Raw genomic sequence first — 19732 nt, 5'->3', positions numbered from 1 at the left:
TTATCGCCCGTCGAGCAGCTCGCGGTACAGCGACTGCAACGTTTCCATGTGCTTGCGCAGTGAGTATTTCTGGCAAAGACGTTCGCGGCCTTTCTGCCCCATCTCCCGGGCCTGCTGCGGGTTTTCCGCCATCTCATCCAGCGCATCGGCCAGATCCTGAGCGTTGCCAGGTTCAAACAGCAATCCTTCCATCCCGTGTCGTATCTGCTCCGGGATGCCGCCAATGCGGGCCCCCACCACGGGCCGGGCGAACGACATCGCCTCCAGCACGGCCATGGAGCAGTTCTCATAACATTCAGAGGGCAGTACCACCGCCCGGGCGTTTTTGATTAGCGCATCCAGCGCCGGACCCTGCTGTACATAGCCCAGGAACTCCGCATGAGGAAATGTCTTCACCATGTCGTCATACAGCGGCCCGTGACCAACCACTTTTAACGGTATGTTGTTGCGCATGAGCTGATGCGCCCGGGTCAGCGTCGGCACCCCTTTTTCGCGGCTCAGGCGCCCAACGTAGAGCAGATAGCCCTCATCAGGGCCCTCTTCCGGCTGCTGACCATCGTCGATACCATTCACGATCACGTCGATACGGGAGTCCGGCAGCGAGCGTTTCAGCTCGTTACGCAGAAACTCACTTGGAGAGACAATCACATCCAGCGCCTGATAATTTTGCGCGATGTACTGCCAGGTCGCCTCTAACGACAGCAGCAGACTCTTCGCCGCCGATCCCTCCTGGCAGCGATAGCGAAACGCATTAAATACGCTGCCGGTTACGCAGGCATCGCACACCTTGCCGTCGCGCAGCATGGAGTACGAGGGACACATAATCTTATAGTCGTGGGCGGTTAATACCGTTTTACAGCCGAAATCCCGGGCGACCTTGATCAGCGCCGGCGTCAGCTGATGATAGATATTATGGAAATGGACAATCTCCGGGCGCGTCTGCTGCAGCAGCGCCAGCATTTTTTTGCAGGCTTCCCGGTTGTGAATAAAGTTGATGGCGGTTTTTGCCCCCGCCAGCAGACCGCCCTCTTTATGGTAATCCACGTTAGTAACGAAGTAGTCCGCATAGTCAGAAGGAAAATTGTTCTCATGCTGCATGGAGAAGTCGATCACCTCCACACCGGCCTCTTTCAGCATGTTGCGTTCCTGAAAATAGACCGTTTCAGCTCCTCCTTTGATAAAGAAGAACTTATTCACCAGTAAGACTTTCATTACTCTACCTGCTCATGAATAACTTTATTGCCCGGCGGTACCCTGGGATCGCGAAGAGGACGGAGAAGACCCTTGACCAGCCCGGCAGAGAGCACCGCCAGATTGATCACGCTGTTAAGGCCATTTTTTAATGAGCGGTTACGAATGGTTTTAAGCAGAATGAAGGCCAGCAGCGGCAGTAGCGCAATGTCGATCAGGCTGACGTCGAAGGTGAAAAACACAATCACAACGATGAAGATGTAACTTGCGAAGATCACTTCGTTTTTTACCAGCCTGAGCGCATCCCGGAACCAGGGTTTGCCCCACGCGCTGCGCAGCAGTTCGCCTGGCGCCTGATGAAAACCGCTCTTCCAGCGATAGCGCAGCATTGTGAAGGTTGGCATCGTATAGGAGGTATGGCGGAAATAGGGCACGCTCAGCCGATGCAGTTTGTAACCCGCAGTCAGCAAACGAATACCCAGCTCCGCCTCTTCATAGGCGTGCAGGCTGCGGTTTGTCAGGTAGCCGATATCGTTAATCGCCGACAGGCGGTAGAGCCCGCCGCCGCCTAAATGGTCGCAGTCGCCCAGCGGGTAGATTTTATCGATGCGCTGCTTGCGGGAGGTGAATTCGTAGTTTGAGGCCTCGTCCATCTCCACCGTACCGGCCACGCCCGCATACCCGGGATTTTCCTGTAAAAAGGCCACCGCCCGATCGATAAAACCCGCCTCCAGCTCCATATCACCATCCATCAGCAGGATGAACTCACCTTCGCTGTAAAGGTAGCCCAGCTGATGCCCGACGCCGCAGCAGCGGTCTGCCGGTTCGGTTAACGACACCACCATCACCCCTTTATCGCTGGCCAGCTGCTGGGTGTTATCCGTAGAAAGACTATCGGCAACAATAATTTTATGCGGATACTCAACGATCTGACTGCGAATACTGTCGATGGTTTTCTCTATACACTCGGCTTCGTTAAACGTTTTAATACTTACGGTAATAAAAGGTTTGTACATCTAATATTGCCCCGTATAACGGCGTACGGTCCGGCGAATGATCAAACTGGAACCTAACGACATATAAAACAAGAACTGCAGCATCGGCGTGATCATCAGGATCTGGCTGTAAGGCAGACTGAGCAGACAGGCGATGGCGAAGACGTTAAAAGCCGGGGCAAAGCTCAGGAGCTGGATATCCGGCTTATCAAGCTGCTCAACCGACAGCAGCGGTGTGGGCTGGGTGGCTTTCAGAATATAAATAAACAGCCCCACAAAAATCACGGTGCCCACCACGCCCACCTCCCACAACAACATACTCAGGGAGGTACTATCGAGATAGAGATTGTAGTACTGATGCAGGAAGCCTGGAGAGACGGCGCTGCCGCTGTTGGTGGCGTTCAGACCGTAGCCGAACAGTATGCCTGGCAACCCCGACAGGTCGTTATGCTGTAACCAGAACAGCAGGGAGGTAAAGCGGCCGACTTCCCCGCCGGGGGTAATAAAGTCGGGATCGAAGATGTAGCTCATGGAGCCAAGGAAGAGTAAGAAGGGGTTATCCACCGTATCGCCGCCATAGGCCGCCGTATAGGTACCCGCCAGGACGAAGACCGCCAGCCCGATCAGCAGCACCATGCCGATCAGAATCGACAGCAGCACGGCAAAATTCACTTTACTTGCCTCTTTGACCCAGGACGGCATCAGCCAGACCCAGCCCAGCAGCAGCGGCGACAGCAGGATCACGAATTTGACCTCGCCGATGATACACATCACAAACCCCAGCACGATGTGCAACGCCATGGATTTAAAGCTGGCCAGCCCGTGCTTATATTCCGAAACTTTCAGCAGCATAATCAGCAGACAGAACAGCCCCATCGCGGCCGTGTTGCCGCCCCCCATCGGGTCACCACCAAACGTGCCCACCACGGAGTCCCATTTTTCCGCTTCGCCACGCAGTGCCACGCGCTCCGGCAGCACAAAAATAAGCTGATAAATGGCTACCGGGAACTGGGCGTAAAAGACCCAGTACAGCGCGCGCGTCACCTGATAAATTTGCGACTCCCGGCAGAAGCCGAGCAGCAGACAGACCATCACCAGCGACAGGGCAATTTCGTTCTTAAAGCCGACAAGGGTAATCAGCGCCCCGCCCTGAAACAGGGTGGAAATGCCTGACAGCACGATAAATACGCCATACAGCGTCAGAATAACGGCCTCTTGCGCATCCAGCCGCAGGGGTTCATCCCGGGTCTGCAGCACCAGAAAAGCGGCCATCAGCAGCGTCATGAAAAAGGGCAGCCATAGCACCGCCAGTTCGCCGGTAAAATACTGCACCAGCCCGCAGAAAATCAGGGTAAACAGCGCGAAGGTCTGTAAGTAATGTCCGGTATTTAGATTCATGATGCCACTGACCCGTTTTTCAGAATATCGGCGCGCTTATTCACCTTCAGATAAATAAAGGCGTAGCGAATAAACGTCAGAATCGAAAATAAGATGATGGAGGTCGCATAGTCGTTGTAGAAGTACGGGACAACAACAAACGCTATCGCCACGATCGCCAGTTGTTCAAGCTGGATCCGCAGGAAGTAGCGGTGCGAGCCGAAAATCAGCTCAATCACCGTCAGCGGACAGACCGCCAGCGCCGGGAACAGGTACGGCAGCATATAACGCGAGGTCGGCACGGAGTCGATCCACTCCTGGCTGAATCCCAGGTTCATCACAATCGGATAGAAAACAAACACGCCCAGGGTACAGATAACGCCGAGCACCAGCAGCAGCATGCGGACCTTCGTATACTCCTGGTAGTTAAAGACGTTGTTTCTGAAATCAATCGACCATTTCGAGAAAATGGTGTTACGCACCGCATTGCCGACAATCACTACCGGCGCCAGACAGAAGCGGCTGACCACCGAAAAGTAGCCCGCCGTTAACGCCGAAAACCAGAAGTTGATCAGCATGATGGGCAGGTTGTTGTTTGCCATCGCCAGCACTTCGGCGCTGCCGACTTTGGTGACGTGGTGGATATTTTTTTTGAGAAAATCCAGGTTACTGGAGAGACTCAGGTGATGAAGGGTAATGGTACGCAGATCAAATGCCAGCACAATGCAGGTGCTGGTCAGCACCATCATCAGAATGGCCCACATCCAGTAAAACGCCATCACATGGCTGGTGAGCAGAACCGACACCACCACCACCACCGAGACGGAGACGCGCTGGATGATCAGAAACTGGAAATTACCCGTGCGCAGCGACAGGTTTTCCGCCACCAGCACCCACGCATTGGCGAGGGTAAGCAGGTAGAGAAAGAGGATACTCTGATCGAACAGCCAGGCCGCCAGCAGGGCATAAGGTACGGCAATGACCAGGCTCTGCAGGAGACAAAACACCACATTCTGGGTCAGGCCCTCATCCGGTTGCCGGGGGATCAACAGCTGCGAGGCAAAGGTGCAGACCTGGGCGCCAATCAGGGCAATACTGTAGTTGAGCGCATAGAGCCCCACCTCGCCAAGGTCGTACTTATGCGAAATGAGCCAGATCGACAGGGCACCAATCAGTTGTGAAATGACGGATGACCCTGCGATCGTGGAGGCGCTCTTAAGGAGACTCATGCCCGGCCTGTGTTATTCATCAGTTCGTGCGTATGGTAATTCAGCGAACGCAGCCCCTCTTTGCTCTCCAGATTTTTATCCACGACCTGATTCAGTACACCGCCGATCGCCACGCAGCGATCGTTGGTGGCTTTATCAATGGCATGTCCGATGGTGTCGGCAGACGCCAGACCCGCTTTCAGCACGAAGACCAGACCATCTGCCACCTGGCTGACCAGCTGCACTTCCTGGCTCTGGTTCACCGCCGCCACATCGATGATGATACGCTGGTAGCGACTGCGCAGCGTCTCAATCAACGGCTGCAAACGTTCAGGGGACAACAGCAGCAGCGCAGAGACCGGCGTATTGCCGCGCGGCAGGAAGTCGAGCTTATCATTCACTTTGACCACCGCGCTGTCCGTCACGCTGTCGCCGCGCAATACTTCCGCTACACCCGGCGCCTTCGGAGAGCCCAGCTCGCCCGACAAACCGTCCTGGTTAAAGAAATCCATATCAATCAGCAGCGTTTTCTGGTCAAAGCTGAATGAGTTCGCCAGCAGATTCGCCAGCAGCGTGCGCCCCTCCCCGCCTTCGGTCGAGGTGACGGCTATCACCTGCAGCGGATGGCTGCTCAGCATGATGTGCGTGCGCATGCTGTGAATAATGTCGGCATTAAGCGGATCGCTGGCGATAAGATCGCGGATTTTGCCCCGTCCTCCCACGCCCTTGAAGCGGCGGATTTCACCCAGCGGCATCAGGTTCAGCCGTTTTTGCATCTGGCTGAGGGTATTTACCGACCTGTCCGTCGCCGCTTTCACAATGACGTACATGGCGTAGAAGAGCATCACCAGCAGCACAACCATCAACATCAGCAGCGGCTTGTTGGGCTTCACAGGACGCGCGGCAGGAACGGCGGGATCGTAGATCTCCGCATCGGCGTTGGTGTAGGTACCCGGCAGCGTCAGCTCCTGCGTACGCTGATAGATCACTTTGTACATCTCTTCCGTCTTATCCAGTGCCAGCTTCAGCTCGTTGTAGCCTTCACGCTTCATAGAGAGTTTCTGGAAGTTCTCTCGCTGTTCATCCAGCTGTTTCTGGTAATTTTTTTCGTCCGCCAGCGCCGCCTCGTAGTTCTGACGCAGGCCGATCTCCTGCTCCCGTAACGCCATCGCCGTTTGATCCTGAATCGCCTTCACGCGCTGCTGCGCCTGGATGACCTTGTCATGCTGCGGCCCATAGGACTGGCGCAGCTCATAGAGCGCGCTGTTGGCCTGAATAAGCGCGATACGCAAATCCTGGATCTGGGCATGGCCCGACACCGACGGCAGCGAAACGATAGAACGTCCACCGCGGTTATGAACTTCATTGTAAAGCGATTCGGCGGCCACCCGGCGCTCGGTCGCGTTCGCCAGACGGTTAGTGACAATGCCCATCTGCTCGGTTTCAAAACCGTCCACGCCGCGGAAGGTCAGTAACCCAGCCTTCGCCAGATAGTTATCCAGCGCCGTTTTTTGCTGGATCATCTGCTGCTTGAGCTGCTGGAGCTTGTGCTGGGTATCTTCGCTGGCCTGCCGCGTTTTCTCCTGCTTAAGCCCTAAGGTGTAGCTGATAAACGATTCGGCCACCCCGTTGGCAATGTCTGCCGACAGCTGCGGAGAGGTGGATTCATACGAGACGGTGGCCAGATGGGTGGTGCGCACGCCATTGATGGTGAGGTTTTTACTCATCGTCTTCAGCGCATTTTCAACCCGCTGCTGTTCGCTCTCTTTACCCGCTGCGCCCTCGGTTCTCTCGCCGTTGAAGTCCGGGTTTTGATCCAGCTTCAGGGAGCGAACCGCCTGCTCAAGCACCACGCGCGACTGCATCAGCGCGTTTTGTGTTTCGTAGTACCCGTTACGGGTAGAGTCATACCCTTCCACCTGCTGGAAGGGGGTAACATTATCGGGCTGGGCTTTTAACAGCACCGTTGCTGTAGAGACATATTTTGACGGCATCAAACTCATTAGTGGCCAGGCAATCGCCCCGGCAACGATGCCGGAGAGAAGGATTTTCCAGGAGTTCTTTTTAATTTCACTGGCAAATCTGGAGATATCGATAGCGCTTTCTCGCTTTTTGCCATTTTCCACTATTGATAGTTTCATGGTCAGAAGAACCCTATGCCAATAATTACGAGATCACCGGGGAGCACGGAGTGAGTCACATCAACATTTTCGAGTAACTCGCCAGTGGATGATTGTCGAATACTGAGATCGCTACGGTCTGCACGGTCGGTAAATCCCCCTCCTAAGGCGATAGCTTTTTCCACGGTCAGCCCCGGTTCATAGGCATAACCATTCGGGTTCTCGATTTCACCCGAGATATAGAATTTGCGGAATTCGGCAATATTCACGGTCACCATCGGATTAAGCACAAAGCCTTTGCGCAGGCGTTGAGTTATCTCCGCATCAACCTGAGCCGCGGTTTTGCCCTTTAATACCAGCTTGCCGATATAGGGGTAATTAATAGCCGCACTATTATCAAGTACTACTTTCATGGTCAGGTCGGGTTGCCCGGCAACGTTAATGTTGACGGTATCACCGGCACCTAATAAATAATTTTCTGAATCAACAACACTATTATCCATTAACGTCGGCTGCGGTGCTTTGCAGCCAGCGAAAAGGACACTGAGGAGTAGAAACGCGCACAGTTTCATTATTTTCATTTTAAATCTGCACCTTAGCTGTAAGCATAATCAAAGATTGATCATAGCCCAACGTTTCAGTAACTACGCGATCGTCGTTGGGGCCGATGGTAAAGGTATCTGTATCTTTATTAGACTTAAGCGTATCAAGATGATATTCCACACCAAAGTTAATCGATGGTGTGAGGTCATAGCCTACGATAAACGAAAACACGCCATTCTTATCGTGACGATCCCTGTTCTGATCTTTGTAATCTTCCGTAATGTATGCGTAATCAAGCAACGTCGTTAATCGATCGTTCATCCACAGATGTTTGTAAGAAACGCCGTACTCCGTGACTAAATTATATCCTCCCGCTTCGGAAGGATCCTTAATACTTTGGGATGTTCTTAACGTAAAAAGTGACTGCTGGAGCGGTCTCCATTCCCCCAGAATATCCCAGTTAATCCCATTGAAATCCTTCGACCCGGGGTTATTTTCAAAAGTTTTATAGAGCCATGACACGTTCGCATCGACGTTTGTTTTGCCCGTTATCTGCGACTGAATGCCGTAACGCAAATAATATTCATTACTGTCTTTTTCTGGCGCATGGCCGTAACGAAACTGGTTAGTAATAAAACTATAGCGAAAACGCGTCTTAGATGTGTACTGATCGAAAATTTCTGCGATCAGCGTATTTTCGTCCCACTCCTGCTCACGAATATATTGTGCGAAGTCCTCGTCTTTACTTTCAGCCTGACCGGTGTTGCCAAAGCTCCACTTGCGGTGCATCAACGCCAGGTCTGCCCTTCCACGTCCGTCAGGCGCACCATAACTATAGCGCAGCTCGCTGTTGAACAGATTGGTGGTTAACGGTGACGAGATACCAAACTGCCGGAATTGTTCCGGCACGAACCCCTCCGTCACACCGCGCCCGCGCTCTTCATGCCCGAGCGAATCTTCAAGAGCCAGGCTCAGGCCATGCATCTGACCAAAGCGCCAGTCGCCTTTGAAGCGGAAAAAGTGATCGTCATAATCATCCGCAGAGTCGCTGGAGTAGTGGCGATAATCCCCAGAGTACATCAGCAGATACTTATCCTGGCCGCGCTCCCCGTTCAGGCTTATAACGGGCCTGAGGGCCTGAAAGTCAGAGCCCCTGGCGTCGCTATCGTGATGCTGGTAAGTCACGTTATCGTTATGCCCGTAGTCCACCGCAACGTTGCTCTGGAAGTCTATACCCGCAAAGCCGATGTGCGATTTTGGCGTTAATTCTGCCCAGGCGACCGGAGACGCCATAATCCCAGCGATAATAATAATTTTAGTATGCATTCTTACCGACAAATCCCTTAAAAATGGTTTTAATGATGATTTTTATATCTAACCAAAAGGACCAGTTCTGAATATATTCAATATCGTACTGGACTCGCTTTTCCATTTTATATAGCGCATCAATTTCGCCACGATAGCCATTTATTTGCGCTAAACCTGTGATCCCAGGCTTTACTTTATGGCGAATCATGTAGTTTTCGACTTGCTTACGGTAAAGCTCGTTGTGCGCCACAGCATGGGGCCGTGGGCCGACAATCGACATATTTCCTTGAATAACATTGATGAACTGCGGCAGTTCATCCAGAGACGTCCGACGTAAGAATGCTCCAAAGCGCGTGACCCGGGGGTCATCTCGTGTCGCCTGTCTCACCGTGTCGGTATTTTCCATGACTTTCATGGTCCGGAACTTCCAGACTTTGATCTTCTGCCCGCTCAACCCGTAGCGATCCTGTTTGAAGAAAACCGGGCCGCGGGAGGTGAGCTTGATGCCGATGGCAATGACGATCATTAACGAGACAATCATTAGCATAATCACGCTGCCCAGCACCAGATCTTCTGCGCGTTTAATAAACGAACCACTGCCGTCCAGTGGCGAGGTAAAAATACCGATAGTTTGTAAGTTATGGATGGAACGTATCTGCGACGTATTGGTGCTGTAAGCGTAAAAGTCCGGCACGATGTACGTGTTTACCGTGGTGTCGGACATCACGGCCAGAAAGTGGCGTATGCGCTCCAGCGCCACCATCGGCAGGGCGATGTAGATCTCATCGACTCTGCCCGCCTTCGCTTCCTCCACCAGCTTGATCACCGGCCCGTTGTAAGGGCTGGTAATTCTCGTCGCCAGTTCGCCCAGCCGCTCCGGACCGCGTTCATCGTAGAAGGCCAGTTCAAGCTGCACGTCCGCATATTCCAGACGCAGGGCCTTTTCCGCCGCCAGGCCGTTGTCAGTAATACCAATAATCGCCACCCGGATACGTTTTTTCGCCGACAATTTAAAAATAATCAGTCGAACGACGTAGAGAAAAACGACCGGCGAGGCATACCACATCGGCATAGCAGGGATATTACGCACATCGATAAAACTGACGTAACCATGAGAATATAATTGTACGATTAAAATTCGCACCATACCGATAAACAGAATGGCTAAAAACGCCGTCAGAAAAAGGCGCCTTTGATTGCGCAACTTGTTGTTTTTTGGTCGATACAGATAGCACTGTGTGTATTCACCAAACAGTAAAAAAGCGGTGGAGTACAATAAGCTGATCAAAACCACAGTGTCGAAAGACGCCATTTTCAACCACCAACCGCTGAGCATCAGAATTAAATTAATTGAGAAGAAATCAATTAATTTAATGAATACTGAGTATCCTCCATGAGTGATCTTCTGCGAATTTCTCAGCATGCCCTACCTACTTATAATTAAGCTAAGGTATCATTATTATTTGTACTATTAGCACAGATTTATTTTTAAAAAATAAAACGCCTTTTCACCTGGCCATAAGCCATAGCAAAATATCAGCAACTTAGATCGTGACCGCGTTTATAACTATGTTGGCGTAAAACTCAACATACTGACCCCTTACAGAGCAGAAAAGATCGGATTTTGAGAGACATCCTTTTATATCAAGCGTAAGCACTAACCTATAAAAGTGCCAATAAACTTTCGTTGTATTCCATGGGGTATGAGGAGCGATAGAGCGGGGAAAAAAAAGACCCGACCGAAGTCGGGTCTTCCTATTACTCGTTAATTCTGGGGTGCTGGTCGACTAACCGGGAACGTTTAGCCTGGAGTTCCGCAATTTCAGCATCGATATCTTCTATCTTCTGCTCAATGTTGTCGTGATGTTCACGCAGGATCTCTTTGGCTTCCTGCAGGTCAGACGCGGCAGGGGTTGCCCCTTTCAGCGGCAGGTTCGCCGTCTCTTTCATATAAATGCCGGTTATCAGACCGATGACCGCAATCACCATCAGATAATACGCTGGCATCATCAGGTTCTGAGTACTCTCAACCAGCGAGGCCGCCAGAGTCGGTGTCAGACCGGCAATCAGCACCGAGATGTTAAACGCTGCCGCCAGCGCACTGTAACGAATGTGCGTCGGGAACATCGCCGGCAGGGTCGAGGCCATCACGCCGATAAAGCAGTTCAGGATCACCGCCAGCATCAGCAGACCGGCAAAGATCAGGCTGAGCATATTGCTGTTAATCAGAATAAAGGCCGGGATCGCCAGCAGGAACAACGCCACGCTGCCAAAGATAACGAACGGACGGCGGCCAAAGCGGTCGCTCAGCAGGCCCATAATCGGCTGTACAAACAGCATACCCACCATGATGGCGATAATAATCAGCACACCGTGATCTTCTGAGTAGTGCAGGTTATGCGACAGATAGCTCGGCATGTAGGTCAGCAGCATGTAGTAGGTCACGTTGGTGGAGATCACCAGACCGATACAGGTCAGCAGACTGCGCCAGTGACGCGTGGCGATCTCTCTGAACGAGACTTTTGGTCCTTCCTGCAGGCCTTCGCGGTCACCCTGCTCCAGCTTATCGACATGCTGCTGGAACGCCGGGGTCTCTTCCAGCGCGTGACGGAGGTAAAGACCAATGATGCCCAGCGGCAGTGCCATAAAGAACGGAATACGCCAGCCCCAGTCGAGGAAGTTCGCTTCACCCACGACAGCGGAAATCAGCACCACCACGCCCGCGCCCAGCACAAACCCGGCAATGGAGCCAAAGTCGAGCCAGCTGCCCATAAAGCCGCGCTTACGGTCCGGGGAGTACTCGGCAACGAAAATCGATGCCCCGGTGTACTCGCCCCCGACCGAGAAGCCCTGCGCCATTTTACACAGCAGCAGCAGTATCGGCGCCCAGATGCCGATACTGGCATAGGACGGAATCAAACCGATACAGAAGGTACTGACCGACATGATCACAATGGTGATCGCGAGGATTCTCTGGCGGCCATATTTGTCCCCCAGCATCCCGAAGAACAGACCACCCAGCGGACGGATAAGGAAAGGAACAGAGAACGTCCCGAGCGCGGCAATCATCTGCAGGCTGGGATCGGCACCGGGGAAGAAGACTTTACCTAGCGCATAGGCCACGAAGCCATACACACCAAAATCGAACCACTCCATCGCATTACCGAGCGAGGCGGCGGTGATCGCTTTGCGCAATTTACCGTCGTCAATAATGGTGACGTCGCGCAGGGTGATCGGTTTAACTTTTTTCCTTTTAAGCATTGCTATCCTCGTGAACTGGGCCCAGTGCTCTCCACAGCGCTCAAAATGCGCTCTGTGGAACCCGGGAAGCGCCTCATGCGCATTCTCCTCTCTCAAGCGTAGCAGGTTTACTTACACTGACCTTGCGGACCGGTACAACCGAACCTGTTGACGCCTGTCTGGGCTGTTAATGACAGCCTTTTACCCTACCAGCGTTTATATGTGTGATCAACTTCACAAATATTTTTCTGTTTATCACCAGAAGTGTCAAAACTGTAAATACCTGTCTGTCAGTTGTTCCTTATGTCAATGTCTCTAAATATCCTTTCAGACGTTATTATTTGCTGCGAAATTAAAAAACAGCGACATTCTTTTACAATGCTTTTACAGCCCTTTTAATAATCAAGAAGGCGGGATCGAGTTTCCTTAAAATATGTGATGCAGATAACTAAAACAGTGTTTTATTTTGATTGAATCACAATTCCAACGATCGCATCATAAGTCCGTCACAACGAGTCTGGCGGCCTTCAGATGAAGGTTAGAAAAACCAAACTGGTTATATCTGCTGTATGAATAACGAATCGCCTGACGTCTCCGTGTCGCAATTCGTTGTATTCATTAGATTATTAATTATGACTTGTCCGCCGGCGATGCGTGATGAGCTGTGAGGGTTGATGATGAAGATTAAAGCCGCGATTGAACGCATTCCCGGTGGGATGATGCTGGTTCCGCTGGTACTGGGCGCAATTCTGAATACCTTAGCACCTAATACCGGAGCCTATTTTGGTGGATTCACCAAAGGGATGATTACCGGCACAGTCCCTATTCTTGCGGTGTGGTTCTTCTGTATTGGCGCCTCCATTAATTTACGTGCAACGGGCACGGTATTACGTAAATCCGGTACGCTGGTTATTACCAAAATTGCCGTAGCGTGGATTGTGGCGATGATTTGCGCCATGTTTATTCCGGAAAATGGCATTCAGACCGGCTTCTTCGCAGGCCTCTCCGTGCTGGCGATTGTCTCTGCAATGGACATGACCAACGGCGGCCTGTACGCCAGCCTGATGAACCAGTACGGCACCAAAGAGGAGTCCGGCGCCTTCGTTCTGATGTCCCTGGAATCCGGCCCGCTGATGACCATGCTGATCCTCGGCTCCGCCGGTCTGGCATCCTTTGAACCACACCACTTTGTTGGCGCCGTTCTGCCGTTCCTGATCGGTTTTGCCCTCGGCAACCTGGACCACGATCTGCGCGACTTCTTCAGCAAGGCCACCCCGGTTCTGATCCCGTTCTTCGGCTTCGCGCTGGGTAACACCATCAACCTGAACGTGATCCTCGATACGGGTCTGCTGGGTATCGTGCTGGGCGTGGCGGTTATCGTTATCACCGGTATTCCGCTGATTATTGCCGACCGTGTGATCGGCGGCGGGAACGGTACTGCGGGTGTGGCCGCCTCTTCAGCCGCAGGCGCTGCGGTGGCAAACCCGGTCATTATCGCCCAGATTAACCCGGCGTTCGAACCGGTGGCCGCTTCCGCTACCGCGCTGGTTGCGGCAAGCGTCATCGTCACCGCGATTCTGGTGCCGATTATTACCGCGCTGTACGCCAGACGCTTTGGCAACGTCCCGGAGAATACCGAGGAGCAGCGCCAGGTTGAATCACTGCACCATTAATCCCCCAACCCTCCCCACCGGGAGGGTTTTTTATTTAAAGCAATGAAGTAACTTAATGAAAGCTCGGGACTTACAGCAGCTCCCTGATCCGGCTGAAAATCGCTGAGGCGTTGACCGCAGGCCGGGGCGAGGCGCAGGGACGCGCCGAGAGGGCGTGACCTACAGGGATGTAGGATCACGCCCGACCCGATAGCCGAAGGGAGAAAGCCGAAGACAAAATTGCCGGGAGCAATTTTGGACAGCGCTTGCGCTGGCCCCGAAGGGGTGAGCCCCAGGGATGGGGCGAACAATCCGCGAAGCGGCGATTTTCTTGCCGGGAGCCGGGGTCGCCAGGGTGGTGGCGATTGAGCCACCCTGGCACGTTCACCGGTTCGGATGTATCAGAGAAGCAAGGAACGTGAGGTGAACGGAACCACCACCTGAGCCACATATTCCCCCTACTCCCCAAACACCTCCTCCACCATCGCTTTCGCCAGCCTCGCCGCCGAACACAACCTCGGCATCCCCAGCGCCACGTTCTGCCAGCTTTGCGTCACCGACCAGCACACCGGATGCCTGTCAGCATCACACCAGTCACCCAGCCAGCCAAGCATATCCTTATGATCGATAATGCCGGGGGTTACAGGCGTGGTCAGCCACTGGTGATAGAAATGGCGGGTGTTGGGCGCGGCGTTGATCCCCTGCGCCAGATAGTTGGCCACCATGCTGCACAGGTTATCTTTCAGCATGGCGCTGACGCCCGCATTCGCCAGTCGACAGGCGTCGCCAAAGGCCCCCCAGCGCAGCTCCTCCAGCACCACATAGCCGCGCCCGGCCAGCGACCAGCCGTCGTAGTGCCCGGCTCGCCAGCGGGTAAAAATCTGCTCGCTGTGAACGCCAGCCTGCACCGTTAACCCGCGCTGGGATAACGCCTTCTCTTTAAACTGCGCACGTTGCTGAAAATGGGCGGAAAGGGTTTCGTACTGATGTACCACGCCGATGGGCGGCTGATTACGCAGGCTGGCCTGCTGGCGCAGCGTGGTCAGGATCTGCGTCATGCGGGTCAGCGCCAGATGGCCGGGGTCAAACATGCCCGCCAGCTTCTCTGCCAGCCCGAGTCGCAGCACAGCATTTTCGCTGAACATTCCCCCCATAGCCCACTGGCGAAGCTGAGTCTGCGCCATGATCTCCTGGGTTAAACGTTCACGAAAGTGCTGCTGTTGCGACACTACAGAGGTGTGACGCTGCGCGTCAGCCCCCTGCACCAGGTCGACCATAAATTTAGGATGGATGCATTCCAGCGTCCGCCCCGGACCGTCCAGTAGTTGTTTTGTCATGGTTGCTCTGCCGCGAATAACGTTTGAATATCATCGCGTAACAGTCGGGTATCTTCCTGAATCCACGTCGCAGTCGTAATGCATTGCTGCAGCAGCTGGCTGAGCGTCCGTGTGGCATGCTCATTTTGCTGACGCACTGCGAGGCTATCACGCAAGCTTTCCTGTAACCCTGCAAGGCATAACGAGAATTCCGCAAAGAATGTCGCCATACCTGCTGTAACAGAGACATCGACCTGCGCAGCCAAAGCTTTACGAATTTGTTCACAAAAGTGATCTATGTGCTGTTTAAATTTTTCATGAAGCTGTGACACGTTGATAACATAGCGCGTCCGCGTCATCACATAATCTTCCCAGCCCCAGCCCGGATTGTTCAGCCAGCGAGAGACCGTCTCGCGCAGCGCACTGCTGGCCCCCTGCGACTGGCTGGCAGGCAGACTCTCCTGAGCGATAGCATCGCTGAACAGACTACGGGTATTGAAGTTAAGCTGGTTGGCCTGAAATGCCGGGAAGCTGATCCGCGCCCGGAAACCGGCATGGCTTAACTCTTCTTTAATACGCGTTTCAATTGGCCGCATGGCATCGTTCAGGGAGCGGGCCAGCGTAGTTTCAAGCTGGTCAAAACGCAGCGCCAGTTCACGACCAATTTTTGCCTGCGCATCCAGCATGATCATTTCACAGGAGGAGCGGATTTTGCTCAACAGGATCTGCGCCTGGCCTTCATCATCCAGCACCAGCTGCCCGGGGGTGGCTAACGCCTCGTCACGCAGCTTCTGCGGATTAAACCCCGCCAGATCGAGCAAATTTTCCGGGTTGAAGATGTGCGCTACCGCAATTTTGATATCGCTCTGCTGGGTGCTGATAAACAGATCGGTTGCCGACAGCGCCTGGCTGACCTCATGTCTCACCTCATCGCTCACCGACGCCTGACGCGACTGCAGCAGCGCCATATCCTCTTCCAGACGGGCAATATTGAGCTCCAGCTCGTCGAAGGCGACCGTCAGTCCCTGGTAGCGAAAATCCAGATACTCCCGGGCGTTCTGCGCGTAGTTCAACAACTTATGCGAGGCCGATCGTAACGCGTACAGCGAGGCGTTGGCGTAGGCGGCATAAATCAGCTTGCGGATCGGCTGCTCGAAGAGGGAGTCTTCCCACAGCAGATCGGCGGAGTGGCGGACATGTTCAATGTCGTCCAGATCGGCAGTCCGCCAGCGGCGGCCCAGCGCGGCTTCGGCAAAATCCTGCACCCAGCGCTGCTCCTGATGATCCGGCAGCCTGCCGTGCTGCGTCAGCTCATGACGCGCGCGGTTCGCCAGGTATCCCCACATCGAGGAGACCGGGAAGATCTGGCCCGGGGAGATATGGCCTTTCATCAGAGTGCCGGCGATCATCGCCCGCACCTGCTCTTCATCATCACTGTTGCGATCTTTCTGATCGAATTTATTGACCAGCGCGTAGAGCGGCACCGATTTGCTGACGGCAGCAATGGCCAGCCGCACTTCGGCATCGGAGATCGACTTCAGCTGGGTATAGTCCATCACCGCCAGCACCGCCGAGGCGCGGGCGAGCTGCTCGGTGAGCATTTTTTGCAGATGCGGTTGCCCGGCCTCGTTCGGCCCAGGCGTATCCAGCAGGGTTAATTGCCCCAGATGAACGTCCAGCCCGGCCAGATGCACGAATTCAACCTCAATGACCGGGATATTCTCAATCGCCGCATAAGCAGAAAAAGGAAAATCCGTTCCCAGCGCCTGAGATAACCGCACTAAATCATTCAGGTTTTTTAAACAGTTAAATATCGGCTGTGCGCCCAAATAATGTTTTTCAAACGCTTCACCGTTTTCAATGCGTCCCAGCAACGCATTCATATCTTTATCCATTTCAAGTTGCTGGGCCAGCTTGCCGCGATCGTAATTGGCCAGCTTCTTTTGCATCTGTTTTATTAATGTATCGATCGGTGCCACGTGAGAAAAATGCAGTACCGGCTCTTTCTGGCCAGGCGTATGCCGGATAAGCGTCGGCAACGCGGTCATCGGACGGTTGCGATTGGGCAACACCTCCGTGCCCACGATGGCATTGATCGTGGTGGACTTACCGGCTTTCATGGTGCCCACGATCGCCAGCACCATCTCCAGACGAGTGATTTTGCGCAGTTCATTGTTCAGCATTGACTGCTGCGCTTCTAAACCACGGGCACTAAAATGCAGAGGTAATACATTGCTTGTTTCGCCGGTAATCGCCGACGTCGCGTTGTCCAGCATCGCAACGGGCATGGCACTCAGCGACTCGAGGTTCTGCAACGCGAGTTGCAGCAGTCTTTCAGCTTCCTGGCTTAACTCAAATATTGTTTGTGTGTGCATAGTTAAAAAGCCTTCCCTTAACACAAATTTTATATAACCGAATTATTTTAAGAATGAAGGATCGGCTTATATGATTCCGTGTAGCAAATATGTTCGACGCAATATAATTGTCTGATGACAGTGAAAATATATTCTTTAAGCGCTTAAAGCAGCGGAGCGCGCTCCTTCGGCCAGGGAAACCGAAAGATTAAGAGCGTAGCTCATAATTAAGAAATTTCAGGATAAAGCATGTTTAATCGCCCACCAAAAATGAGGGGGTAATTCATCCCTGCCAGACCGGGGATGGCTATAAAAAAATTTACGGTGAATATCATTAGCACCTTAACCTTATCCGAAATGACACGGCGTATCAATTTGCCGCCATAAATATTGTTGCCTTCATCCACAATACGTTTCTCTTCTCTACCTGGCGCTTATCATGTCCTGAGTGACTGACAGGCAATGTCACCCGAAACGCGTTTTTAGCCAAAAGTGAAAAATAATGTCACCGACAACAGTAAGGACATGCGCTATACTTGCCGCCTTTTTCGACAACCTGTCGATTTTTGGCGGGCCTTGTTGCCGCCGGTTCGCACTATTTTGAGGAGAACACCATGCAGCTTCCACACTGTCCAAAATGCAACTCTGAATACACCTACGAAGACAACGGTATGTTCATCTGTCCGGAATGCGCTTACGAATGGAACAACGCAGAACCCGCAGATGAGAGCGATGCGCTGATAGTTAAAGATGCCAACGGCAATCTGCTGGCGGATGGCGACAATGTCACCGTCATTAAAGATCTGAAGGTTAAAGGCAGTTCGTCGATGCTGAAGATTGGCACCAAAGTGAAGGGCATCCGTCTGGTCGAAGGCGATCATAACATTGACTGCAAAATCGACGGCTTTGGCCCGATGAAGCTTAAATCCGAGTTCGTGAAAAAGAACTGATTTTAGGCCGGATAAGCACCGCGCATCCGGCAAAAGCGCCCGGTGGAGCTTCGCTTACCGGGCCTGCACAGACTAAACTTAACGGGCTTCTCTTACCTGAGGTAACGATTATGCCGTTAAGTCCCTATATCTCTTTCGCCGGCAACTGCGCAGAGGCCACCGCCTTCTACCAGCAGGCCGTTGGCGCAGAACTCCTCTATAAAATCACCTTCGGCGAAATGCCCAAAGACGACAGCAGCGAAGATGGCTGTCCTTCTGGCATGTCATTTCCGGATTCCGCTATCGCCCACTCCAACGTGCGCATCGCAGGAAGCGATATCATGATGAGCGACGGCATGCTCAGCGGCAATGCCCGCTACGCCGGGTTTACCCTTGTGCTCGACACCCAGGACGTGGCCGAGGGCAAACGCTGGTTCGATAACCTCGCCGCAGGCGGCAATATTGAAATGGCCTGGCAGGAGACCTTCTGGGCGCACGGTTTCGGTAAAGTGACCGATAAATATGGCGTGCCCTGGATGATCAACGTCGTTAAACAGCATTAACCCGGACGGCGGGAGCATCCGCTCTCGCCTGTCATCGTTTTCACCTCAACTCTTCAAACTCCCGAAATCAACACTTAACCCAAATGTCACATTGATCCGCCAGCATGAGGCCACATTTGAATTGAGGCCTTACCCATGCACACTGTCATCCGCGTCGAGAAACTGAGCAAGACCTTCCATCAAAATAAGGCTCTGCATGCCGTTGATCTGACCGTCCATCACGGCGAAATGGTAGCGCTGCTGGGGCCTTCCGGTTCAGGTAAATCCACTCTTCTGCGCCACTTAAGCGGCCTTATCACCTGCGATAAAACCTCAGAAAGCCACGTTGAGCTGCTGGGCAATACCGTGCAGCGTGCGGGGCGTCTGGCGAGTGATATCCGTAAAAGCCGCGCGCAGACCGGCTACATCTTTCAGCAGTTCAACCTGGTGAATCGCCTGACGGTGCTGGAGAACGTGCTGATTGGCGCGCTCGGCAGCACCCCGTTCTGGCGCACCTGTCTGCGCTGGTTTTCCCCTGCGCAGAAGCAGGAGGCGCTGCAGGCGCTGACCCGCGTCGGTATGGCCCATTTCGCCCACCAGCGCGTCTCCACCCTGTCCGGTGGACAGCAGCAGCGCGTGGCGATTGCCCGGGCGCTGATGCAGAAAGCCAAAATCATTCTCGCCGATGAGCCGATCGCCTCGCTGGACCCGGAGTCGGCCCGCATCGTTATGGACACCCTGCGCGACATTAACCGCAAGGACGGCATCACCGTGGTCGTCACGCTGCATCAGGTGGATTACGCCCTGCGCTACTGCGAGCGCATCGTCGCCCTGCGTCAGGGGCACGTCTTCTTTGATGGCGCCAGCCACCAGTTTGATAACGAACGTTTTGACCATCTCTACCGCAGCATTAATCGCGTCGAAGAGAGCGCGCAGGCTGCTTAACTAAACCCGATC

General features: G+C 53.4%; 16 protein-coding genes. 4 read left to right on the top strand and 12 right to left on the bottom strand.

What is annotated here, in order from left to right; all coding sequences use genetic code 11:
* From MXM41_RS11425 to proP, 9 genes are all read right to left on the bottom strand, one after another.
* Complete coding sequence (locus MXM41_RS11425) at window positions 1-1212, bottom strand: glycosyltransferase family 4 protein (protein WP_325932042.1); 1212 nt, start codon at window positions 1210-1212, stop codon at window positions 1-3.
* Window positions 1212-2207 carry a glycosyltransferase gene (locus tag MXM41_RS11420; RefSeq protein WP_325932041.1) on the bottom strand — a complete coding sequence of 332 codons (996 nt, stop codon included), beginning with the start codon at window positions 2205-2207 and terminating at the stop codon, window positions 1212-1214. Before MXM41_RS11420 ends, MXM41_RS11425 begins: the two co-directional genes overlap by 1 nt.
* Window positions 2208-3584: a capsular biosynthesis protein gene (locus tag MXM41_RS11415; RefSeq protein ID WP_325932040.1), complete on the bottom strand. Its 1377-nt coding sequence runs from the start codon at window positions 3582-3584 to the stop codon at window positions 2208-2210.
* Complete coding sequence (locus tag MXM41_RS11410) at window positions 3581-4792, bottom strand: lipopolysaccharide biosynthesis protein (RefSeq protein WP_325932038.1); 1212 nt, start codon at window positions 4790-4792, stop codon at window positions 3581-3583. Before MXM41_RS11410 ends, MXM41_RS11415 begins: the two co-directional genes overlap by 4 nt.
* On the bottom strand, window positions 4789-6912 hold the full coding sequence (locus tag MXM41_RS11405; protein ID WP_325932037.1) for a polysaccharide biosynthesis tyrosine autokinase: 2124 nt from the start codon (window positions 6910-6912) through the stop codon (window positions 4789-4791). The genes MXM41_RS11410 and MXM41_RS11405 overlap by 4 nt, the downstream gene beginning before the upstream one ends.
* A gap of 2 nt (window positions 6913-6914) precedes the next feature.
* Window positions 6915-7472: a polysaccharide biosynthesis/export family protein gene (locus MXM41_RS11400; protein ID WP_325932035.1), complete on the bottom strand. Its 558-nt coding sequence runs from the start codon at window positions 7470-7472 to the stop codon at window positions 6915-6917.
* A gap of 1 nt (window position 7473) precedes the next feature.
* Window positions 7474-8760, bottom strand: coding sequence for an outer membrane beta-barrel protein (locus MXM41_RS11395; RefSeq protein WP_325932033.1), 1287 nt, complete (start codon window positions 8758-8760; stop codon window positions 7474-7476).
* Window positions 8750-10165, bottom strand: a complete 1416-nt coding sequence (locus tag MXM41_RS11390; protein ID WP_325932031.1) for an undecaprenyl-phosphate glucose phosphotransferase — start codon at window positions 10163-10165, stop codon at window positions 8750-8752. Before MXM41_RS11390 ends, MXM41_RS11395 begins: the two co-directional genes overlap by 11 nt.
* A 335-nt stretch (window positions 10166-10500) precedes the next feature.
* Window positions 10501-12003, bottom strand: a complete 1503-nt coding sequence (gene proP / locus MXM41_RS11385) for a glycine betaine/L-proline transporter ProP (RefSeq protein ID WP_325932030.1) — start codon at window positions 12001-12003, stop codon at window positions 10501-10503.
* 656 nt (window positions 12004-12659) lie between these two features.
* Here proP and kdgT point away from each other — a divergent pair.
* The gene (kdgT, locus tag MXM41_RS11380) at window positions 12660-13655 is read left to right on the top strand and encodes a 2-keto-3-deoxygluconate transporter (RefSeq protein WP_325932029.1); all 996 of its coding nucleotides are present in this window, start codon (window positions 12660-12662) and stop codon (window positions 13653-13655) included.
* A gap of 437 nt (window positions 13656-14092) precedes the next feature.
* Here kdgT and MXM41_RS11375 read toward each other — a convergent pair whose 3' ends face one another.
* The 3 genes from MXM41_RS11375 to MXM41_RS11365 form a co-directional block, all read right to left on the bottom strand.
* Complete coding sequence (locus MXM41_RS11375) at window positions 14093-14971, bottom strand: diguanylate cyclase regulator RdcB family protein (RefSeq protein WP_325932028.1); 879 nt, start codon at window positions 14969-14971, stop codon at window positions 14093-14095.
* Window positions 14968-17325, bottom strand: a complete 2358-nt coding sequence (crfC, locus tag MXM41_RS11370; protein ID WP_325932027.1) for a clamp-binding protein CrfC — start codon at window positions 17323-17325, stop codon at window positions 14968-14970. Before crfC ends, MXM41_RS11375 begins: the two co-directional genes overlap by 4 nt.
* A gap of 206 nt (window positions 17326-17531) precedes the next feature.
* Entirely contained in the window at window positions 17532-17711 is a 180-nt protein-coding gene (locus MXM41_RS11365; protein ID WP_325932026.1) for a hypothetical protein, read from the bottom strand.
* Between the two features lie 207 nt (window positions 17712-17918).
* Between MXM41_RS11365 and MXM41_RS11360 the strand changes: the two genes are divergently transcribed.
* The 3 genes from MXM41_RS11360 to phnC all read left to right on the top strand — a co-directional run bounded on the left by MXM41_RS11360 (window position 17919) and on the right by phnC (window position 19720).
* Window positions 17919-18254: a zinc ribbon domain-containing protein YjdM gene (locus tag MXM41_RS11360; RefSeq protein WP_325932025.1), complete on the top strand. Its 336-nt coding sequence runs from the start codon at window positions 17919-17921 to the stop codon at window positions 18252-18254.
* A gap of 110 nt (window positions 18255-18364) precedes the next feature.
* Entirely contained in the window at window positions 18365-18796 is a 432-nt protein-coding gene (gene yjdN, locus MXM41_RS11355) for a VOC family metalloprotein YjdN (protein ID WP_325932023.1), read from the top strand.
* A 135-nt stretch (window positions 18797-18931) separates the two neighbouring features.
* Window positions 18932-19720 (top strand): phosphonate ABC transporter ATP-binding protein, encoded by a 789-nt coding sequence (gene phnC, locus MXM41_RS11350; protein WP_325932022.1) that lies wholly within the window; start codon window positions 18932-18934, stop codon window positions 19718-19720.
* The last annotated feature ends 12 nt before the right edge of the window (window positions 19721-19732 follow it).

Origin of the sequence: Leclercia adecarboxylata, assembly GCF_035787115.1 — a bacterium.
Lineage (GTDB): Bacteria > Pseudomonadota > Gammaproteobacteria > Enterobacterales > Enterobacteriaceae > Enterobacter > Enterobacter adecarboxylatus_E.
This window is presented reverse-complemented; position numbering and strand designations above follow the sequence as displayed.

Coding starts and splice junctions, on each gene's coding strand:
- MXM41_RS11415 (WP_325932040.1), bottom strand. CDS start 3,584: ATGAATCTAAATACCGGACATTACTTACAGACCTTCGCGCTGTTTACC.
- MXM41_RS11410 (WP_325932038.1), bottom strand. CDS start 4,792: ATGAGTCTCCTTAAGAGCGCCTCCACGATCGCAGGGTCATCCGTCATT.
- MXM41_RS11420 (WP_325932041.1), bottom strand. CDS start 2,207: ATGTACAAACCTTTTATTACCGTAAGTATTAAAACGTTTAACGAAGCC.
- phnC (WP_325932022.1), top strand. CDS start 18,932: ATGCACACTGTCATCCGCGTCGAGAAACTGAGCAAGACCTTCCATCAA.
- MXM41_RS11360 (WP_325932025.1), top strand. CDS start 17,919: ATGCAGCTTCCACACTGTCCAAAATGCAACTCTGAATACACCTACGAA.
- crfC (WP_325932027.1), bottom strand. CDS start 17,325: ATGCACACACAAACAATATTTGAGTTAAGCCAGGAAGCTGAAAGACTG.
- MXM41_RS11400 (WP_325932035.1), bottom strand. CDS start 7,472: ATGAAAATAATGAAACTGTGCGCGTTTCTACTCCTCAGTGTCCTTTTC.
- MXM41_RS11405 (WP_325932037.1), bottom strand. CDS start 6,912: ATGAAACTATCAATAGTGGAAAATGGCAAAAAGCGAGAAAGCGCTATC.
- yjdN (WP_325932023.1), top strand. CDS start 18,365: ATGCCGTTAAGTCCCTATATCTCTTTCGCCGGCAACTGCGCAGAGGCC.
- MXM41_RS11425 (WP_325932042.1), bottom strand. CDS start 1,212: ATGAAAGTCTTACTGGTGAATAAGTTCTTCTTTATCAAAGGAGGAGCT.
- proP (WP_325932030.1), bottom strand. CDS start 12,003: ATGCTTAAAAGGAAAAAAGTTAAACCGATCACCCTGCGCGACGTCACC.
- MXM41_RS11390 (WP_325932031.1), bottom strand. CDS start 10,165: ATGCTGAGAAATTCGCAGAAGATCACTCATGGAGGATACTCAGTATTC.
- MXM41_RS11375 (WP_325932028.1), bottom strand. CDS start 14,971: ATGACAAAACAACTACTGGACGGTCCGGGGCGGACGCTGGAATGCATC.
- kdgT (WP_325932029.1), top strand. CDS start 12,660: ATGAAGATTAAAGCCGCGATTGAACGCATTCCCGGTGGGATGATGCTG.
- MXM41_RS11395 (WP_325932033.1), bottom strand. CDS start 8,760: ATGCATACTAAAATTATTATTATCGCTGGGATTATGGCGTCTCCGGTC.